18 protein-coding genes are annotated in these 19265 nt (G+C 39.1%); 8 read left to right on the forward strand and 10 right to left on the reverse strand.

All coding sequences use genetic code 11. The features are described from left to right. Positions 1-121 precede the first annotated feature (121 nt). The 4 genes from bshA (at position 122) to G7B20_RS04615 (ending at position 3895) form a co-directional block, all read left to right on the forward strand. Entirely contained in the window at positions 122-1255 is a 1134-nt protein-coding gene (bshA, locus tag G7B20_RS04600) for an N-acetyl-alpha-D-glucosaminyl L-malate synthase BshA (RefSeq protein ID WP_164108838.1), read from the forward strand. Between the two features lie 79 nt (positions 1256-1334). Further along, positions 1335-2039 carry a UMP kinase gene (pyrH, locus tag G7B20_RS04605; RefSeq protein ID WP_164108839.1) on the forward strand — a complete coding sequence of 235 codons (705 nt, stop codon included), beginning with the start codon at positions 1335-1337 and terminating at the stop codon, positions 2037-2039. Between the two features lie 20 nt (positions 2040-2059). Beyond that, positions 2060-2623: a ribosome recycling factor gene (frr, locus tag G7B20_RS04610; RefSeq protein ID WP_164108840.1), complete on the forward strand. Its 564-nt coding sequence runs from the start codon at positions 2060-2062 to the stop codon at positions 2621-2623. A gap of 294 nt (positions 2624-2917) precedes the next feature. After that, positions 2918-3895, forward strand: a complete 978-nt coding sequence (locus G7B20_RS04615; protein ID WP_240452791.1) for a sugar phosphate isomerase/epimerase family protein — start codon at positions 2918-2920, stop codon at positions 3893-3895. Between the two features lie 31 nt (positions 3896-3926). On the opposite strand, the gene purE is transcribed toward G7B20_RS04615, so the two are convergent. The 9 genes from purE to G7B20_RS04660 form a co-directional block, all read right to left on the reverse strand. After that, positions 3927-4433 carry a 5-(carboxyamino)imidazole ribonucleotide mutase gene (purE, locus tag G7B20_RS04620; RefSeq protein WP_164108841.1) on the reverse strand — a complete coding sequence of 169 codons (507 nt, stop codon included), beginning with the start codon at positions 4431-4433 and terminating at the stop codon, positions 3927-3929. A gap of 3 nt (positions 4434-4436) precedes the next feature. Further along, on the reverse strand, positions 4437-5579 hold the full coding sequence (locus tag G7B20_RS04625) for a 5-(carboxyamino)imidazole ribonucleotide synthase (protein WP_164108842.1): 1143 nt from the start codon (positions 5577-5579) through the stop codon (positions 4437-4439). 15 nt (positions 5580-5594) lie between these two features. After that, on the reverse strand, positions 5595-6101 hold the full coding sequence (locus G7B20_RS04630) for an NADH-quinone oxidoreductase subunit B (RefSeq protein WP_164108843.1): 507 nt from the start codon (positions 6099-6101) through the stop codon (positions 5595-5597). Next, positions 6098-6697, reverse strand: coding sequence for an NADH-quinone oxidoreductase subunit A (locus tag G7B20_RS04635; RefSeq protein WP_164108844.1), 600 nt, complete (start codon positions 6695-6697; stop codon positions 6098-6100). The genes G7B20_RS04630 and G7B20_RS04635 overlap by 4 nt, the downstream gene beginning before the upstream one ends. 127 nt (positions 6698-6824) lie before the next feature. Further along, a complete protein-coding gene (gene ffh / locus G7B20_RS04640) occupies positions 6825-8168 on the reverse strand; it encodes a signal recognition particle protein (RefSeq protein WP_164108845.1) in 1344 nt (447 codons plus the stop codon). Positions 8169-8496: 328 nt separating this feature from the next. Further along, the gene (locus G7B20_RS04645) at positions 8497-9183 is read right to left on the reverse strand and encodes a zinc metallopeptidase (RefSeq protein WP_164108846.1); all 687 of its coding nucleotides are present in this window, start codon (positions 9181-9183) and stop codon (positions 8497-8499) included. 245 nt (positions 9184-9428) lie between these two features. After that, a complete protein-coding gene (locus tag G7B20_RS04650; protein ID WP_164108847.1) occupies positions 9429-10019 on the reverse strand; it encodes an RNA polymerase sigma factor in 591 nt (196 codons plus the stop codon). 276 nt (positions 10020-10295) lie between these two features. Continuing rightward, entirely contained in the window at positions 10296-11567 is a 1272-nt protein-coding gene (gene glyA, locus G7B20_RS04655) for a serine hydroxymethyltransferase (protein WP_164108848.1), read from the reverse strand. A gap of 164 nt (positions 11568-11731) precedes the next feature. Further along, entirely contained in the window at positions 11732-12145 is a 414-nt protein-coding gene (locus G7B20_RS04660) for a hypothetical protein (protein ID WP_164108849.1), read from the reverse strand. Positions 12146-12364: 219 nt separating this feature from the next. On the opposite strand from G7B20_RS04660, the gene G7B20_RS04665 reads away from it, so the two are divergent. Next, on the forward strand, positions 12365-12718 hold the full coding sequence (locus G7B20_RS04665) for a HesB/IscA family protein (RefSeq protein ID WP_164108850.1): 354 nt from the start codon (positions 12365-12367) through the stop codon (positions 12716-12718). Between the two features lie 168 nt (positions 12719-12886). Here G7B20_RS04665 and G7B20_RS04670 read toward each other — a convergent pair whose 3' ends face one another. After that, on the reverse strand, positions 12887-14326 hold the full coding sequence (locus G7B20_RS04670) for a DUF4419 domain-containing protein (RefSeq protein ID WP_164108851.1): 1440 nt from the start codon (positions 14324-14326) through the stop codon (positions 12887-12889). A 163-nt stretch (positions 14327-14489) separates the two neighbouring features. On the opposite strand from G7B20_RS04670, the gene ileS reads away from it, so the two are divergent. The 3 genes from ileS to G7B20_RS04685 all read left to right on the forward strand — a co-directional run bounded on the left by ileS (position 14490) and on the right by G7B20_RS04685 (position 19032). Then, positions 14490-17903: an isoleucine--tRNA ligase gene (gene ileS / locus G7B20_RS04675; protein WP_164108852.1), complete on the forward strand. Its 3414-nt coding sequence runs from the start codon at positions 14490-14492 to the stop codon at positions 17901-17903. Between the two features lie 3 nt (positions 17904-17906). Next, positions 17907-18293 carry a TraR/DksA family transcriptional regulator gene (locus G7B20_RS04680; protein ID WP_164108853.1) on the forward strand — a complete coding sequence of 129 codons (387 nt, stop codon included), beginning with the start codon at positions 17907-17909 and terminating at the stop codon, positions 18291-18293. 88 nt (positions 18294-18381) lie between these two features. Continuing rightward, positions 18382-19032: a lipoprotein signal peptidase gene (locus tag G7B20_RS04685; protein WP_164108854.1), complete on the forward strand. Its 651-nt coding sequence runs from the start codon at positions 18382-18384 to the stop codon at positions 19030-19032. Positions 19033-19265: the final 233 nt, after the last annotated feature.

Consider the following 19265-nt stretch of genomic DNA (forward strand, 5'->3'; position numbering starts at 1 on the left):
ACGACTTCTTTTTTTAATGCTTCTAAATTAATGTTCATCGGATAAACTTTACGATTTTATTGCAAAATCATTGTAAAACCTTACTTAAATTTGAATGTTATAAATATATAAACAAAACTTCATGAAAATAGGAATAGTTTGTTACCCCACATTTGGTGGTTCGGGAGTAGTAGCGACAGAGTTAGGGAAAGGATTGGCTTCAGAAGGACATCAAGTACATTTCATCACCTATAGCCAACCTGCACGATTGGACTTTTTCTCCGAAAACTTATTCTATCATGAGGTAGCGGTATCTCAATATCCCCTATTTGATTTCCCTCCTTATGAATCCGCATTAGCCAGCAAGTTAGTTGATGTTGTACGCTTTGAAAAACTCGACGTACTACACGTACACTATGCCATTCCCCACGCATCTGCGGCTTACCTCGCGAAGCAGATACTGCGGAGCTTCGGTATTGATATCCCCGTAGTCACCACGCTGCACGGCACCGATATCACGTTGGTAGGAAAAGACAAAAATTTTAAACCCGTAGTTACCTTTTCGATAAACGAATCGGATGGAGTAACAACAGTATCAGAAAGCTTAAAAAAGCAGACCTTAGAATTTTTTGACATAACCCGGGATATTGAAGTCATTCCCAACTTTATCGATCTAAACAGATTCGTAAACAAAAAAAGAGAACATTTCAAACGAGCTATAGCGCCGGACAATGAGCGCATCATGGTACATACATCCAACTTCAGAAAGGTAAAAAACACAAGTGATGTTGTACGGATATTTCACCAGGTAAACCAAAAGATACCGAGTAAATTGTTAATGGTTGGCGATGGTCCTGAAAGAACAAACGCCGAAGAACTTTCTAGACAACTGGGAATATCCAATTGCGTACGTTTTCTTGGAAAACAAGACGCTATAGAGGAGATTTTATCTGTTTCGGACCTTTTCCTTATGCCTTCTTCCTCGGAGAGCTTCGGGTTAGCCGCGTTAGAGGCTATGGCCTGTAGTGTCCCTGTTGTCTCGTCCAATACAGGGGGATTGCCCGAACTAAACGTCAACGGGATTACCGGCTTCCTTAGTGACATTGCCGATGTAGACGATATGGCTAAAAATGCCATCTATATTTTGGAAGACTGTGAGCGGCTAGAAAGCTTTAAAAAAGCAGCTTATGCTCGGGCAAAGGACTTTGATATCAAACAAATACTTCCGCTGTACGAGGGGTACTATCATAAAGCGATTGAAAGCGTGAAAAAGTAAAACAAATAACATTAACCACGCTATAGGCAAAAAAAAAATTATATCTTTGGCTTTTGGAAATATTCCAAAAAAATCAAGCATGAAATATAAACGTATCCTACTAAAACTCAGCGGTGAAGCTCTAATGGGAGAGCATAATTATGGTATTGACATCAATAGAGTTGCTCAATATGCTAAAGACATTAAAGAAATTCACGAACAAGGTTTAGAAATTGCAATCGTCATCGGAGGAGGAAACATCTACAGAGGTCTGAGTGCAGAAAAAGCAGGAATGGATAGAGTGCAGGCAGATTACATGGGAATGCTGGCAACAGTAATCAACAGTATGGCTTTACAGGATGCTCTAGAAAAAGTAGGTCTTAAAACAAGATTACTTACAGCTATCAAAATGGAACAAATCTGTGAACCATTTATTCGTAGAAGGGCTGTGAGACATTTAGAGAAAGGGAGAATAGTAATTTTCGGAGCCGGAACCGGAAACCCTTACTTTACAACCGATACAGCAGCGTCTTTGAGAGCTATTGAAATCAATGCAGATGCCGTATTAAAAGGTACACGCGTGGATGGAATCTACTCTGCAGATCCTGAAAAAGATCCTACCGCAACCCGCTTTGATAATATTTCCTTTACCGAGGTATACCAAAAAGGGTTAAATGTTATGGATATGACTGCTTTTACATTATGTCAGGAAAACAACCTGCCAATTATTGTTTTTGACATGAATAAGCCGGGCAACTTGAGAAAGCTTGCTGAGGGAGAGCATATCGGAACTGTTGTTAGCTAAAGAAATAAAACTACAAACATATGAACGAACTGATATCAATAGAATTGGATGACTGCAAAGAGAAAATGACAAAAGCAGTGCAGCATACCGAATCAGAACTTACTAAAATTCGTGCTGGAAAGGCTACCCCGTCTATGTTAGATGGTATCCATGTTGACTATTATGGCTCTGCTACTGCCCTATCTCAGGTCAGTAACATCAATACTACTGATGCACGTACAATCGTCATTCAACCTTGGGAAAAGAATCTTCTTACTACCATTGAAAAAGCGATCATGGAATCCAACATAGGATTAAATCCACAAAATGATGGTTCTGTAATACGTTTGGTTGTTCCTCCTCTTACAGAAGAAAGAAGACGGGATTTAGTAAAAAAAGCAAAAGAAGAAGCAGAAAAAGGACGTGTCGGTGTTCGTAATATCCGTAAAGACACTAACGAATCCATCAAAAAACTAAAAAATGATGGTGCTTCTGAGGATGAAATAAAGCTTGGCGAAGCTGAAGTTCAAAAACTAACAGATAGTTATATCGCAAAAGTAGATCAGCTAGCTGAGTTGAAAGAAAAAGATATCATGACTGTATAAACTTATTATACGAACAATAAAAAAGCTATCCCTAGGGATAGCTTTTTTATTGTTCGTATAATAAATTCGTTTTAATTCTTTATGGAATCAATGAGCTTACTTCATGCGGTTCAATGGACATCATGAACTTTTTTCATGATGTTTTCTTTTGCATTAGGATTCAAAAGCTCTCCCGATAAGATCGGGATCGGTCATGTGTCTTGGTAGTCCGCTAGCTGGCGGATCATGAAAGTTTTATTGCTGGGATTTCTGATTATCATTTACTAATTTTAGTATTCCTTCAAACAACAAATAATGACCACAAGACGTAATTTTATAATAAAGACTGGCCTAGGATTAGCAAGTGCCTACTTTGGATCTTCTGTTTTAAGTGCATGCGCTCAAAAATCACTAAAAAAAGAAGGCCCTTTTGCAAACATCGGCTTACAGATCTATTCTCTCCGGGATCTTATAGTACAAGATCCTAAACTCACCTTAGAAACTGTCGCACGTATCGGATATAGCCACATTGAGACATTTGGCCTGAATATCGCCGACAATTCATTTTGGGGATTGAAAGTGTCTGAATTAAAAAAGATAATGGCCGACATTGATCTAAAAAGCCATAGTGGTCACTACGACCTTAGTAAATATCTAAGCCGACACCACACGGACAAGGAGAATATAGAAAAGTATATTGAAACTGCTGTCGAACTGGGGCAAAAGTATGTGATAGCTCCGGTAACGCCAATGGATGATCTAAATAATTTAAAGCCTGAAGATTATCAATACGCTGCAGAACAACTCAATAAGGCCGGAGAATTAGCAAAAAAAGCAGGGGTAAAAATAGCTTATCATAACCATTTCTGGGAGTTTCGGGATTTTGCCAATGGAACCAAGGGATTAGACATCTTAATTGCCTTCACCGAGCCCGATCTGGTAAGCTTTGAATTAGACATCTATTGGATTGAAAAAGCAGGGTTTAGTGCCCAATCCTATTTTCAAAAATATCCAGGCCGCTTTGCCATGTGGCATATAAAAGATATGGACAAGAATTACGCAGAACCAATCGTTGGCGAAAAGTTTGATAAACTACCTTTCGACTCTATCCAAAAGCAGATACGATTTACGGAAGTAGGAACAGGACAGATTGACTATATTAACATCGCTCAAGGTGCGAAACAATCCGGCTTAGAATATGCTTTTATAGAGCAGGATGATATTTATCTCCCGAACAAATTTGAAAGCATTAAAAGTAGCTATGACTATGTTCAACGCTTCTTAAATAAGTAAAAAAGGCTGTAAATTACAGCCTTTTTTACTTTTAAAATTTCATATTTTCGACTTCTAGGGCTGTTTCTTCAACTTTTTCTTTCAAGCCTTTTTTGAAGGCTATTAAATTCCCTGCTACTTCATCATTGTTTGTTCCGATGATCTGTGCAGCCAAAATGCCCGCATTCTTAGCGGCATTCAAAGCGACAGTTGCTACAGGAATGCCATTAGGCATCTGTAAAATCGAAAGCACCGAATCCCATCCATCAATTGAATTAGATGATTTCACAGGCACTCCGATTACAGGAAGATGCGTTATAGATGCAACCATACCTGGCAAATGCGCCGCTCCTCCGGCTCCTGCAATAATCACTTTAATACCTCTCGAGGCAGCTTCTTCTGCATACGAAAACATACGGTGTGGTGTACGGTGTGCAGATACGATAGTGACTTCAAACCCTACTCCTAATTCCTTTAAAACTTCCACCGCGTCTTGCATGACAGGGAGATCCGATTTACTCCCCATAATAATTCCTACTTGAACTGATTGTGCACTCATTATTTATGCTATTACTTTCAATATTTCCTGTACTTTACGTGCATTGCTAATTGCAACCTCCCTATCCGCATTGACAATACACACATGTCCCATTTTACGAAATGGCTTCGTATATTTTTTCCCGTACAAATGCAGATAAACACCATCCATGGCTAGAATATCTTCTATACCTTCATACGTTGCTAATCCTTCATATCCAGGCTCGCCTAATAGGTTTATCATAACTGCGTTTGATCTAGCTTCAGTATTGCCCAATGGTAAATTAAAAATAGCACGAAGATGTTGTCCAAACTGCGAGGTAAAGTTGCCCTCTATCGTTTGATGCCCCGAATTATGTGGCCTCGGAGCCAACTCATTGACTAAAATCTCGCCATCCTCTGTCAAGAACATCTCTACAGCCAACAGACCTACTATCTGGAGGTCATTAGCTACCTTTTTTGCCAATTCTTCTGCTTGCTGCTGTATTTCAAAGCTATAAGTAGACGGTGAAATCAAAAACTCAACCAGATTAGCTTGCGGGTTGAATTCCATCTCTACCATTGGAAATGTCTTCATATCTCCTCGATCATTACGAGCCACAATGACAGCTATTTCCTTTTGAAATGGTATAATTTCTTCGATGATACTAGGTTCTTCAAATGCGTTCGCCAGATCATCTTCTGTACGTAACATCTTCACTCCCTTTCCATCATATCCATCTTTCCTCATCTTTTGTACGTACGGTAACGATAGATTTGCGTTACGAAGAGACTCTTTATTGGAAATCAATTGAAAGGCAGCGGTAGGTATATCATTCTGCTTAAAAAACTGCTTCTGTAATCCTTTGTCTTGAATCAACCGAATGACACGCGACTGTGGATATACCACTACCCCTTTGTCCTCCAATGCTTCAAGTGCGTCGACATTCACTTTTTCTATTTCAATAGTGACCATATCCAGATCCTTACCAAAATTATAAACCGTATCATAATCACTAAGCGATCCACATTCGAAGTGATTGCAAAGCTTACGACAAGGTGCGTTTTTGTCAGGGTCTAATACGTGTACATTTACATTATAATTTATTGCTTCTTGAATCAGCATTCGGCCCAATTGACCTCCGCCAAGAATACCCAACTGCAACTCACCATAAAAATCTTTTCCCATAATTAACTTATATACTTAGGCTTGTTCTTCAAAATACTTATCCTGAAAAATCTGCTCTTTCTCTATCTTTTTTTGTAACTCTAAAAATGCACCGATCAGCGCCTCTGGTCTCGGTGGACAGCCTTGCACATAGACATCCACCGGAATAATTTTATCTACGCCCTTTACCACATGATACCCGTGTTGCCAATAGGGTCCACCACAGTTGGAACAGGATCCCATAGAAATCACATAACGAGGCTCGGGCATCTGCTCGTATAGGCGTTTGATCCGATCGGCCATCTTAAAAGTGACTGTCCCGGCTATAATCATCACATCGGACTGCCTTGGTGATGGTCTAGGAAAGACCCCTAATCGATCTAAATCATATGTCGAGGCCATAGCACCCATCATTTCTATCGCACAGCATGCAATACCGAAGCTCACTGGCCACATGGAGGACAACCGTGCCCAATTTAGCAAATCGTCTATTTTAGCGACGATCACACCATCTGATCGCAATTGTTGGTCTATACTGCTCATAATCCTGGCTTTTTAAATCTTGGTTTAAAACCAACAGAGGGCTTAGCCAAATTATTCCCTTTAAGGGAATTGTCCATCGTTTCAACAGTACTTTCCACAGGTCTGAAATCTCTGATTTCATATTCCTTATTATTCAATGCTGTATAGGCACTCGACGGGATATTAACGTTGACAGACGGTATCTTATAGGTCGCCTTAATCCAGTTAAGATCTCCCTTACGCCAGACATATATTAATCCAATGATCAATACAGACAAGAAAATCCCCATCTCAGCCAATGTAAACCATCCCCATCGATTATCGGCCGAAATCAACGAATCATTTCCAAAAACTACAGACCAAGGAAATATAAAGATAAGTTCTACGTCAAAAAGCAAGAAAATCAGTGCAATAACATAAAACCGGGGATTAAATTGGACCCAAGCAGAGCCGACAGTTTCCTCGCCACATTCGTATGTGCTTTCTTTGGTGGGGTTAGGTTTCTTCGGAGCGATCAGTTTGGCTAAAAAAATCGTAACGCATACTAATAAAATACCGATAATCCCCATAAGGAGAATAGATCCATAAGCTGAAAGTTGCGTGGGATGGTCGTCCATAATCACAAAATTAATAATTAATTCTATTCTTTCTAAAAATAACCGTCAAATTTAGGTCTAAAACAAACAAGGGCCAAGGATGATTTCACCTTGGCCCTTTATCTTATTACTTACTTTATAGTTTTTATTAAAAAGGCTTACCTGGCATTTTTGGCATATTCCGCATCATCTTTGCTGCCATAGCCGGATTAGACATCTGCTTCATCACCTTCCGCATATCCATAAATTGCTTCAAGAGCTTGTTTACCTCATCAAGATTCGTACCTGATCCTTTCGCAATCCTACCTCTTCTTTTCTGATCAATAGCATCGGGATTTTCCCTCTCAAAAGGAGTCATTGAATCAATAATAGCTTCAATCGGTTTGAAAGCATCGTCTTCGATCTCCACGTCTTTAAGAGCCTTACCTGCTCCAGGAATCATACCGATCAAATCTTTCATATTACCCATTTTCTTGATCTGTTGAATCTGAGACCTGAAGTCGTTAAAATCAAATTTATTTTTACGGATTTTCTTTTGAAGTTCTGCAGCCTGCTTTTCATCAAATTGCTGTTGCGCTCGCTCAACCAAAGATACAACATCACCCATCCCCAAGATGCGGGAAGCCATACGATCTGGATAAAATACATCCAATGCCTCCATCTTCTCTCCCGTACCGATAAACTTGATTGGCTTGTTCACCACAGACTTGATCGACAATGCCGCACCACCACGTGTATCACCATCCAACTTGGTCAGAACTACTCCAGTAAAATCCAGTCTATCATTAAAGGCTTTTGCAGTATTAACCGCATCCTGTCCAGTCATAGCATCTACAACAAACAAAATTTCATGTGGTTGCGTTGCTTCTTTAACTGCTGTTATTTCATTCATTAATGCCTCATCAATAGCCAGACGACCTGCAGTATCGATGATGATTACGTTATGTCCATTACGCTTACCTTCCTCTACTCCAGCTTTTGCTATTGCGATAGGATCAGTTGAATTTCTATCTGTATAAACGGGCACTCCTACCTGACTTCCCAATACTTCCAATTGGTCTATCGCAGCAGGACGATATACGTCACCTGCTACCAAAAGAGGCTTCTTACCTTTTTTATCTTTTAAAAAGTTAGCAAGCTTACCTGTAAAAGTTGTCTTACCTGCACCATTCAAACCCGCTATCAAAATTACCGTAGGGTTTTTAGATAGATCTAACTCATTAACTTCACCTCCCATTAAACTGGTCAGTTCATCATTCATGATCTTTGTCAACAATTGTCCAGGAGAAATGCTGCTCAATACATTTTCACCAAGAGCCTTTTGTTTAACGTCATCCGTAAAAGTCTTGGCTGTTTTGTAATTCACATCGGCGTCCAACAACGCTTTGCGAATTTCCTTCATCGTCTCAGCGACATTGATTTCGGTAATATTCCCTTGACCTTTTAATACCTTAAAGGCTCTATCTAACTTATCCTGAAGATTTGAAAACATAGTTAATTTTTTGAAACTCTTATGCTAAGTTGCAAAGTTAATAATATTTTGCTTTTTCTCAACTTCTGTGACCTACCGATTTCGACTTCTTTTATGTAAGATCGGTCGATCAGCTTCCCCTATTCACCAGTGGACTAGCAATGGACATTTGTTTAAATACCTTTATTATTCTTCTAAAACATGTTTAAGTTAATAGCCTCCTACCTGATCCTTCTTTAGCAAGAAGAACTTTTATTTTCATTGTATACAAAAACAGCGCAACACATTGATAAAAAAGCCGAAGCAATATTGCTTCGGCTTTTTTATCAATGATATTATATATCTTTTCTTAATCTCTTCTTCCCAAAAGAATAGAGGCATAATACAATAAGGTAACAAGTGCAGATAAAGCAGCAATAACATAAGTCATAGCGGCCCATTTTAAGGCATCTTTTGCACCATCATGCTCCTCTCTACTGTGCGTAACATTTGCTGCATCCAGCCATGCCAATGCGCGCTTAGATGCATCAAACTCTACAGGCAAAGTTATAAAGCTAAAAACAGTAGTAACGGCTAACGCTGCTACCCCAATCTGCAATAAAAGATAATTGTTAGAGAATATAGCCAACATCACCCCTATCATTAAGGTAAAAGACACGATCTTTGAGGAAAAGTTAACAATAGGAACCATCGAAGAACGGAACTGCAACCAAGAGTACGCCGTCGCATGCTGCACAGCATGCCCACATTCGTGGGCCGCTACAGCCGCAGCAGCAACACTTCGCCCATGATATACTTCTGGACTCAAGTTTACAGTTCTATTAGCAGGGTTATAATGGTCGGTCAATTGCCCATCTACCGAAACAATATTGACATCATAAATATTACTATCATGCAACATCTTTTGTGCAATCTCCGCACCGGACAACCCTGAAGTCAACGGCATTTCCGAATACTTTTTAAACTTATTTTTAAACCTTGTCTGGACGATCATACTAACGATGCCGATAACAATTAATAAAATCCAAATTCCCATATTTTTTCTATTATAAAACTAAAATCAAATCTTTACTCTTTTATACCATCAAAACAGATTCCAAAACCTGAAAAACAACAAATAAACATAAATTTTCTGTCATTTTGACAAATAAAGCTCCATAATTTTCAGAAAACAGTCAAAAAATCCACATGCTGTAACAATCGATTCACCTTATGAACCTAAATATAAAAAAGCTCCCGGTCTGTCCCCGAAAGCCTTTCCTTAGCCAATAATGATAAATGCTAGTTAAACTGAAATGTCATATTATGATCCTCGATCATCTTTCTAAGGTTACTCAACGCGTAACGCATACGGCCCAATGCCGTATTGATACTAACATCTGTAATCTCGGCTATATCCCTGAAACTCATGTCACAAAAATGGCGCATAATCAATACCTCTTTCTGGTCGTCTGGAAGTAACTGAATTAATTTCTTAAGATCGACGTCGACCTGATGACGCATCAACTTGTGTTCTGCATCTTCGTCCGCAAAATTAAGTACTTCAAAAATATCGTAACCATCTCCATTAACAACAGAAGGGCCTCTCTTTTCTTTCCTAAAATGATCAATAACCATATTATGTGCAATACGGATCACCCAAGGCAAAAACTTCCCCTCTTCATTATAACGTCCCGTTTTAAATGTATTGATTACCTTGATAAAGGTTTCTTGAAAAATATCCTCCGCAAGGAACTCATCCTTGACACGGACATAGATAGAAGTGTATATCTTACTCTTGTAACGATCTATTAGCACGCTTAATCCATTTTCATCGCCATCTATGTAGGCTCGGATTAACTCCTGGTCGGTTTTGCTTTTCAGTAGTTTCATAATAATTCCCCTAAAATTTTAAGTATAGAGCATGTAAGCAATTCATTTTTAATGAGTAAGCGTGTTTCGATAGGCTTCTATTTTTTAATGTTTAAATACCGTTATCTCTTCCAAAGTAGATGAAAAAAAATGATCTTTCAAATTTAACAAGAGACTTTTAACATAAATTCACAATTATCAAAAGCAATAATTAGACCACATTTCTTCGGGACAACTTTAAACAAAAAGTGCCACGGAGCAAAATCCGCGGCACTTTTTATAGTATCTAATATTTTCTTAACTATATAAAGGAAATTGAGCCATCATCGCCTTCACTTTACCTTCTATTTTTGCTAACTGAGCTTCATCACTGCGGCTTTTTAATGCCTCATCGATCAACTCACCGATCTGAACCATTTCTGCTTCTTTCACCCCGCGTGTGGTAATCGCAGCTGTACCGAAACGAACACCAGAAGTAACAAAAGGTGAACGGGTATCAAATGGAACCATGTTTTTATTTGTAGTAATACCGGCCATACCCAATATTGCTTCTGCTTCTTTACCAGAAACATCTTTGTTACGCAAGTCTACCAACATCAAGTGGTTGTCCGTACCCCCAGAAATAATCTTATAATTGCGATCTACAAAGAACTGCGCTAATGCCTGCGCATTACTTTGCACTTGTTTGACATAGGTTAAATACTCATCACTCAAAGCTTCGCCATACGCAATAGCTTTTGCAGCAATAGTATGTTCCAATGGTCCACCTTGTGTACCAGGGAACACAGCCAAATCCAATAACTGCGTGATGGTACGCGTCTCTCCTTTTGGTGTTTTCACTCCCCAAGTATTCTCAAAATCCTTACCCACCATGATCATCCCACCACGAGGCCCACGTAATGTTTTATGAGTCGTAGTAGTAACGATATGACAGTGAGGCAATGGATCATTTAATAAACCTTTAGCAATTAAACCTGCCGGATGCGAAATATCCGCCAATAGTAAGGCTCCGATTTCATCAGCTACTTTTCGTATGCGAGCATAGTCCCAATCACGTGAATACGCAGAGGCACCACAGATGATCATCTTAGGCTTCTCACGAAGTGCGGTCTCTTCCAGTTGCTCGTAATCGATCAGACCTGTATCCTCTTTTACCCCGTAGAATAATGGTTGATAAATTTTACCTGATAGATTCGCAGGCGACCCATGTGTTAAGTGTCCACCATGAGATAGATCAAGGCCTAAAATTTTATCTCCAGGTTTAATTGTAGCTAAGAACACCGCTGCATTAGCCTGAGCTCCTGAATGCGGCTGAACATTCACCCACTCTGCACCAAAAAGTTTTTTAGCACGCTCGATAGCGATTGTCTCGATTTCATCGACCACTTCACAACCTCCATAATAACGCTTTCCTGGGAGCCCTTCAGCGTATTTATTGGTCAATACAGAACCTGCGGCCTCCATTACTTGTTTGCTCACGAAGTTTTCTGACGCGATTAATTCAATGCCTTCTTCTTGGCGCTTTAGCTCATCTGCGATTAGATTAAAGATAGCTTGATCTCTTTCCATTCCTGTGTAATTATTATTGGGTATTGAGAATAATTTATTTTGCCGCAAATATACGACTATCTTATCTTTTAAAGGAATTCTTTAGTGCATCTTTTGAAAAACACTCCCTATTTTAAATATTTAACAATCAAAGGCATCCTTCTTTCATGCAAGTTCGCTCCTCATCAGATCGAAAGCTCTTTTTTCAACAAAACTTGCGCAGCATCATAAGGATTAAGCTCAAGCCCTTTCAAATGCTTTATGACTATTTCTACGTATCCGTCCAAAGACACATCATTAGACAATCCTCTATCAGCATTGCGCAAGAGGTCTACGGTATTTACTTTCAGATCCTTCACAATAGTCCATGCTGCGTCCGAGACATAAAGCTGTTGCGTAAAATTATGTTGAAACTCCGATTCAATATCAGCAATTATTGCCTGCTTAAATTGGCTGACAGACATTCCCTTCGCATGATGCCTTATCATCAATTGATCTGGAGACATCCGATGTACAAATAAAACCAAGCGTTCGTAAGCGGTAAATCGCAATTGCATTTTATCTCTGAGCAGCGCTTTGTTCTCATTTATATTACTCATTGTTAGCAAAAGATTTTCAATTTTCGGCCAAATGATATAGAAAGCAAGTACTAACGCGACAAAAACGCCAAAAGCCAAAACAAAAAGCTCTTTAAAAAAATCAACATATTCCATTTTACAATCTTGTTTATATAGTGTCAAAATAATCTGCACATATTTATTTCGGCTAAAAATATGTATTTTTGTTTAACTATCAACAATAGGGAAAGGCAAGACAAAATGAGTATCGAACATACAACAGATGCAGCACCGGTTAAACTAACCGTTGGTGCTGTCCAAGAATTAAAAAAATTAATAAGCCAACAAGAGATCAGTTCTGACTTTGGACTTCGTCTAGGAGTAGAGGGCGGCGGCTGCTCAGGTATGAATTATATCCTCGGATTTGACCAAAAGAAAGAAGGTGATGCCGAATACGAAATAGAAGGCATCCGTGTCTTTATGAACAAAGCGCACGGAATGTACCTTGCGGGAATGGAAGTTGATTTTAGAAATGGTTTAGATGCACGCGGCTTTACGTTCAATAATCCTAATGCAACCAGTACTTGTGGTTGCGGATCAAGCTTCTCTGCTTAAAAAGATAAAAAAGCCGTTTGGTCATTTCTTTCCAAACGGCTACCTATAAACCGATTACAATAAATAACAATTCTTTTTTAAGGCTTTGTTAATCCGCTTTGCGTTGTGGAAAATGACAAATGAATCACTGCGCTAGATCTACTTCCAACGGCGCAAATCTAGAACAGATTAAATCTTTTTATCATTAACAATAACCCATGCTTTCGGCATAAGCTCTTTTAAACGCTTGATGCCATCTGCATCGATATCACCTTTGATTGTTAGCCTTTTGATATTGATCGACTTTATCTTATCAGCTACATTAACCTTACCGATAAAACCAAGTTCTAGCGACTTTATACTTTTAATACTATAAATACTTTCCGGCAGTTCTTTGATATTTTTCAGACTCACGATGTCATACGATTCCTTCTGAGGAAGATCATTCGAAACTACCCCACCACGGTGCACAATAGACCAGCCAATAGCGGGTTTGAGGCTAAAGCTTTTTTGATCCTGCTCCATACCAAACAAGCCTGCCCAAATCTCCATAGTGTATTGCATATCCTTTTCTTTATCCTCTAATACAAACGGTACCTTGACATATTCAGCGGCAATCGTGCTTATATTACCTATCGGTTCTAGCTCCCTTTGCTCCCCTTTATCATTAAAAGGGTAAAACTTAACAATCCACCCATCGATCGTTTCATGTGGAGCATATGCCTGCTTATTCCGCAACTGAAGCATATCGCTCCAAAAGCCTTTGTCTAGGTCTCCCTTTTTAGTTTGAACGATCTGTTGGACGATAGGACGCAGCTCATTAGTCCACCAGGACAGGTCAAATGTTTCGATATAATCCATTTTTTTCAACACATGTTCCCAGTCAGCAACAGAACCCTCGAGCGTAACAGCAGAAATACCACAGCCCATAACCATCATTCGATAATCAAAAAAAGACTTGACAGACTCCATCAAAATAATCTCGGATGCAATCCTACTATCCGTATTTGTTGTAGAGAAATCTGCCCGCAAATTGCTGGTATACGCCTTGCCTGTAAATTTTTCAATCTGTTCGGTAAACTGTGGCAATACCGACCCCCATTTACTATTTGGATTACCCAATTGTATATCATCTTTATTCGCTACGATCGTGATCTCCCTTTTTCCCTGAAAGTCCACCAATCGGTCACGAAATTTTTCGGCATACAGCGCAATGTGTCTGGCGAAACCTTGTTCTATTAATGTCCATATAATATCGGGAGAGATAATAATAGGGCGATGTTCTTGATAAGCTTTGAATGCACCAGCCAAAAACGGGTGCGCACCGAATAGCACCAAACTATCGGGGCCAATGGAAAAATATTCTACTTCTTCAGTAGATAACTGATCCATCAGCGCTTGCTTAGAAACCCGTCGCAAAGCATTCGAAGGCTTCAGCAAGGTATCATTGATCATATACCGGGTACTAGAGGCGTGCAAAGTAATCGTGTCCCCCGCAGTAGAGATATCGCTGGCTTTAATGAGTACTTTCCTAAGAGAATGTTTTTCTTGCACCTGTCCAACAGCCGAAAAAGGACAGTCCAAATGCAGAAAAACAACAACGATCAAACAATAAATAGTAGCTTTCATAGTTTATAATTTCACAAAGGATGTAGCTTTACTTATAATTCCATAAAGCTAATAAAATTATTCTCCATCGCCCAATGGCAATCATTTCTACACAAACGACCTTCCTTTTTTCAAGTTAATTGATTAAATTAGCGACCTTTAAAATTTGATTTATAAATACGTGATGTACAAGGAGTATAAGCAGTTAAATTTACCGGAAATCGGCAAAGAAGTATTAAAGCGTTGGGAAACGGAAAATATATTTGAAAAGAGTATTTCCAATCGTCCTTCTAGCAAACCTTACACTTTTTATGAAGGCCCGCCTTCAGCAAATGGTACCCCAGGGATTCACCACGTGATGGCGCGCGCTATTAAAGATATTTTTTGTCGTTACAAAACCTTAAAAGGATTCCAAGTAAAGCGTAAAGGCGGGTGGGACACTCACGGTCTGCCAATAGAACTGGCCGTAGAAAAGTCTTTGGGGATCACCAAAGAAGATATCGGTGTCAAGATCACGGTAGAAGCATATAATGATGCCTGTCGTAAAGAGGTTATGAAATACACTGACCTGTGGAATGATCTGACCGAAAAAATGGGATATTGGGTAGATTTAGAAAACCCATATATCACTTATCAAAACGAATATATCGAGACATTATGGTTCCTATTAAAAGATCTGTATAAGAAAGGGCTTTTATATAAAGGCTATACGATACAACCATATTCTCCAGCTGCAGGGACAGGATTGAGTTCACATGAACTAAATCAACCAGGAACCTATAAAGATGTAAAAGACACCACTATTGTCGCACAGTTCCGCCTAGACAAAACCCAACTACATCCGATGATGTCTACGTTGGTAGAGACTACGGATGAAGATGTAGCTTTTATCGCGTGGACCACTACACCTTGGACTTTACCAAGTAATACAGCGTTGGTCGTAGGCAAAAACATTGACTATGTTAAAGTCAAAACGTTCAACCAGTATACTGGCGAGCCTGTTTCTGTTATCTTGGCCAAAAACCTAATCAGTAAACACTTTAAAGCTGAAGGCGAGAATGCCTCTTTCCAAGATTATAAAACAGGAGATAAAATCGTTCCTTGGGAAAAAGCCGCAGAATTTAAAGGAGAAGAATTAGTAGGTATCAGATACCATCAGCTGTTACCCTACATCACGTCAGAAGAATTGGTCGAGAAGGCTTTTCGTGTTATTCCAGGAGATTTTGTAACGACCGAAGATGGTACAGGTATCGTTCACGCTGCCCCTACATATGGCGCAGATGACTTTAGAGTAGCGAAAGAGAATGGGGTTCCTGCCATTTTAGTGAAAGATGAAAATGGCAAAGATGTACCTACTGTAGATCGTACAGGTCGTTTTGTCAAAGAAGTTACTGATTTTGCAGGCCGGTTTGTCAAAGAAGAATATTATTCAGCAGAAGAACGTGCAGACAAAGATTTCCGTCCGACGGATGTATTAATAGCCATCAAACTAAAAGAAGACAACAAGGCATTTGATGTTAAAAAATATGAGCATACCTACCCACACTGTTGGCGTACGGACAAGCCTGTTTTATATTACCCTTTAGATAGCTGGTTTATCAAAACTACAGCTGTCAAAGATAAGTTAGTTGCTTTAAACAAAACAATTAACTGGAAACCGGAAGCTACCGGAACAGGACGTTTTGGGAACTGGTTGGAGAACCTGGTAGACTGGAATCTTTCCAGATCGAGATATTGGGGTACTCCATTACCCATATGGCGTTCTGAGGATGAAAACGAGGAGATCTGTATTGGCTCTATGTCCGAATTGAAATCTTACTTAGAAGCTTCTTTAGCGTCTCCCGTTTTGACAGACGCCGAAAAAGCTATCAATAAAGAATATTTAGAAAAATTCGGAACCGACAAACTTGACCTTCATCGTCCGTACGTGGATCATGTGGTATTAGTTTCGGATGCTGGTCAAAAGCTCTACCGTGAGCTCGATCTAATCGATGTGTGGTTTGATTCGGGAGCTATGCCTTATGCTCAATGGGGACTGGATTATGACAAGCTGGCTAAAGGAGATGCACTACCTTTCAAATCGGAGTATGATAACGCATTCCCGGCAGATTTCATAGCGGAAGGTGTTGACCAAACTCGCGGATGGTTCTTCACATTACATGCTATTTCGACGATGGTTACAGGTTCTATTGCCTTTAAAAACGTCGTATCCAATGGCCTTGTATTGGACAAAAATGGCAACAAGATGTCGAAACGTCTAGGAAATGGTGTTGATCCTTTTGCTACTATTGAGAAATATAGCGCTGATGCTACCCGTTGGTATATGATCAGCAATGCTGCTCCTTGGGACAATTTAAAATTTAATGAAGAGGGACTGGATGAGGTACGTAGAAAATTTTTCGGGACACTCTATAACACCTATGCCTTTTTTGCATTATATGCAAACATTGACAATTTCAACTACGCAGAGCCTGAGATCACTTTAGCAAACAGACCTGAGATCGATAGATGGATATTGTCTTTGCTAAATAGCCTTACACAGGAAGTGGATGGGTATTACAGCGATTACGAACCAACCAAAGCAGCCCGTGCTATCCAAAATTTCGTAGATGAGCATTTAAGCAACTGGTATGTTCGTCTATGTCGTCGTCGCTTCTGGAAAGGTGATTATACCGAAGATAAAATCTCGGCCTATCAAACGTTGTATACTTGCCTGGATACAATCGCCAAATTAATGTCGCCAATATCTCCGTTCTTTGCGGATCAACTTTATCTCGATTTAAATGCAGCAACGAACAAACAAGCTTTCGAATCTGTACATTTAGCAGACTTCCCTGTTTATCACGCAGATTTAGTAGATAAAGAACTAGAAGAACGTATGGCTTTGGCACAAGACATTTCTTCATTGACATTATCTCTACGTAAGAAAACGAGTATCAATGTACGTCAACCCTTGCGTAAAATCTTAATCCCTGTACTCGATGCTTCTTTCCAAACTAAAGTGGAGAAAGTAAAAGACTTAATATTATCGGAGACGAATATCAAAGATATCGAGTTTATTACTGATACTGCTGGTATTATCAAGAAAAAGATAAAACCTAACTTTAAAGCACTGGGAGCTAAAGTAGGTAAAGATATGAAGACAGTTAGCACTGCAATTCAGGCATTTACTTTGGAGCAGATCAGTCAATTGGAAAAGACGGGTTCGTTACAATTAGAGGGTACGCCTTATACTATCGGTCTTGAAGATGTAGAAATTATTGCTGAAGATGTAGCAGGTTGGCAAGTTGCCAATTTAGGCAATCTAACGGTAGCATTAGATATACAAATCAGTGACGAATTGAGACAGGAAGGGATGGCTAGAGAACTGATAAACCGCGTACAAAATCTTCGCAAAGAGAAGGGGTTTGAGGTAACTGACAGAATACGAGTTCGATTGTCTCAAAATAATGAGATTAAGGAAGCTGCCACGAATAATTTATCGTATATTTGCACGGAAATATTAGCTGATTCATTTGATTTTGAAGATAAAATCACGGGTGGTGATAGTATTGAAATCAATGAAAGTAAACTTGAGGTATTAATCGAAAAAAATTAAAGTATGGGAGAGAACACAGAAAAAACCCGCTATAGTGACGCTGAATTATTAGAATTCAAAACCATTATATTGGACAAGTTAAGAATCGCAAAGGAGGAGCTCCTAGCCTTAACAAAAACATTAAGTGGAGGTAACGCAAATGGAACGGACGATACAGCTGGTACTTATAAGACACTTGAAGACGGATCTGCCACCCTCGAAAAAGAGCAAACTAATCAACTGGCTGCACGTCAGAAAAAGTTTATCGACAATCTTGAGGCTGCTTTAGTCCGCATTGAGAACAAAACATATGGAATCTGCAGGGAGACCGGTAAATTGATACAAAAGGAACGCCTTAAAGCAGTCCCACATACGACTTTAAGCATCGAAGCGAAAAACAAACAATACTAAAAAAAATGACAGATGGGGCTGTCTAAAAAGAGAAACTATCGTCACTTCGACGTTTTCTTTTTAGTCAGCCCCATTTTATGAATCAACTATGAAAGGCTATACGAGACCTATTACATTAATTATCATCGTTTTATTAATAGACCAAATTTCAAAATTTTGGATTAAACTGAATATGACTATTGGCCAAGACTTTAAAGTTCTTGGTGATAAATTCCTTATTCATTTCATCGAAAATCCAGGAATGGCTTATGGGATGGAGTTTGGTGGCGAATACGGCAAACTATTTTTGAGCGTCTTTAGGATAATTGCAGTATCGGGCATCGGTTATGGTCTTTACTACATGGTAAAAAACAAATACAATAGAGGCTTTATTCTTAATGTTGCTTTGATTTTCGCGGGTGCATTAGGTAATATTATCGATTCGGCATTTTACGGCCTAATTTTTAGTGAAAGCACTTTCTACGAAAAGGCTACGCTCTTTCCTGAAGGAGGTGGTTATGCATCCTTTCTCCACGGAAAAGTGGTAGATATGCTGTACTTTCCATTAATTGAAGGAAATTTTCCGGAATGGCTTCCGATATGGGGAGGTGAGCATTTCCTATTTTTCCGACCTGTCTTTAACATTGCAGATTCCGCAATTTCTGTAGGTGTCTTCCTAATATTAATTTTCCAAAAGCGATATTTTAAGGAAGAACATCAGGAAAAGGACAGTGTTCACAGTGAAGTATTAGAAGACTAGAAAAAAAGTAGAGCGGGATATTTCCGCTCTACTTTTTTTCTGAAAGTGTATGTTTTCAGAGGCCATCAAGAACTTTCATCTCTATTGGTGATTCAATGGAATCATGAAATTTTTTTCTGAAAGTATCCGTATTATTGATTCAACATTATATTTCAAGGCATCATTGAGCTCTCTTCGTTCAGTTTAATGTACTATAAAAAATTCTAAATGTATGAGCAGAGTTACAAAATTCG

The organism is Sphingobacterium sp. xlx-96 (assembly GCF_011007365.1).
GTDB lineage: Bacteria > Bacteroidota > Bacteroidia > Sphingobacteriales > Sphingobacteriaceae > Sphingobacterium > Sphingobacterium luzhongxinii.

Excerpts from the sequence above, each read along its gene's own strand:
- bshA (WP_164108838.1), top strand. The coding sequence starts at position 122 with ATGAAAATAGGAATAGTTTGTTACCCCACATTTGGTGGTTCGGGAGTA.
- pyrH (WP_164108839.1), top strand. The coding sequence starts at position 1,335 with ATGAAATATAAACGTATCCTACTAAAACTCAGCGGTGAAGCTCTAATG.
- frr (WP_164108840.1), top strand. The coding sequence starts at position 2,060 with ATGAACGAACTGATATCAATAGAATTGGATGACTGCAAAGAGAAAATG.
- G7B20_RS04615 (WP_240452791.1), top strand. The coding sequence starts at position 2,918 with ATGACCACAAGACGTAATTTTATAATAAAGACTGGCCTAGGATTAGCA.
- purE (WP_164108841.1), bottom strand. The coding sequence starts at position 4,433 with ATGAGTGCACAATCAGTTCAAGTAGGAATTATTATGGGGAGTAAATCG.
- G7B20_RS04625 (WP_164108842.1), bottom strand. The coding sequence starts at position 5,579 with ATGGGAAAAGATTTTTATGGTGAGTTGCAGTTGGGTATTCTTGGCGGA.
- G7B20_RS04630 (WP_164108843.1), bottom strand. The coding sequence starts at position 6,101 with ATGAGCAGTATAGACCAACAATTGCGATCAGATGGTGTGATCGTCGCT.
- G7B20_RS04635 (WP_164108844.1), bottom strand. The coding sequence starts at position 6,697 with ATGGACGACCATCCCACGCAACTTTCAGCTTATGGATCTATTCTCCTT.
- ffh (WP_164108845.1), bottom strand. The coding sequence starts at position 8,168 with ATGTTTTCAAATCTTCAGGATAAGTTAGATAGAGCCTTTAAGGTATTA.
- G7B20_RS04645 (WP_164108846.1), bottom strand. The coding sequence starts at position 9,183 with ATGGGAATTTGGATTTTATTAATTGTTATCGGCATCGTTAGTATGATC.
- G7B20_RS04650 (WP_164108847.1), bottom strand. The coding sequence starts at position 10,019 with ATGAAACTACTGAAAAGCAAAACCGACCAGGAGTTAATCCGAGCCTAC.
- glyA (WP_164108848.1), bottom strand. The coding sequence starts at position 11,567 with ATGGAAAGAGATCAAGCTATCTTTAATCTAATCGCAGATGAGCTAAAG.
- G7B20_RS04660 (WP_164108849.1), bottom strand. The coding sequence starts at position 12,145 with ATGAGTAATATAAATGAGAACAAAGCGCTGCTCAGAGATAAAATGCAA.
- G7B20_RS04665 (WP_164108850.1), top strand. The coding sequence starts at position 12,365 with ATGAGTATCGAACATACAACAGATGCAGCACCGGTTAAACTAACCGTT.
- G7B20_RS04670 (WP_164108851.1), bottom strand. The coding sequence starts at position 14,326 with ATGAAAGCTACTATTTATTGTTTGATCGTTGTTGTTTTTCTGCATTTG.
- ileS (WP_164108852.1), top strand. The coding sequence starts at position 14,490 with ATGTACAAGGAGTATAAGCAGTTAAATTTACCGGAAATCGGCAAAGAA.
- G7B20_RS04680 (WP_164108853.1), top strand. The coding sequence starts at position 17,907 with ATGGGAGAGAACACAGAAAAAACCCGCTATAGTGACGCTGAATTATTA.
- G7B20_RS04685 (WP_164108854.1), top strand. The coding sequence starts at position 18,382 with ATGAAAGGCTATACGAGACCTATTACATTAATTATCATCGTTTTATTA.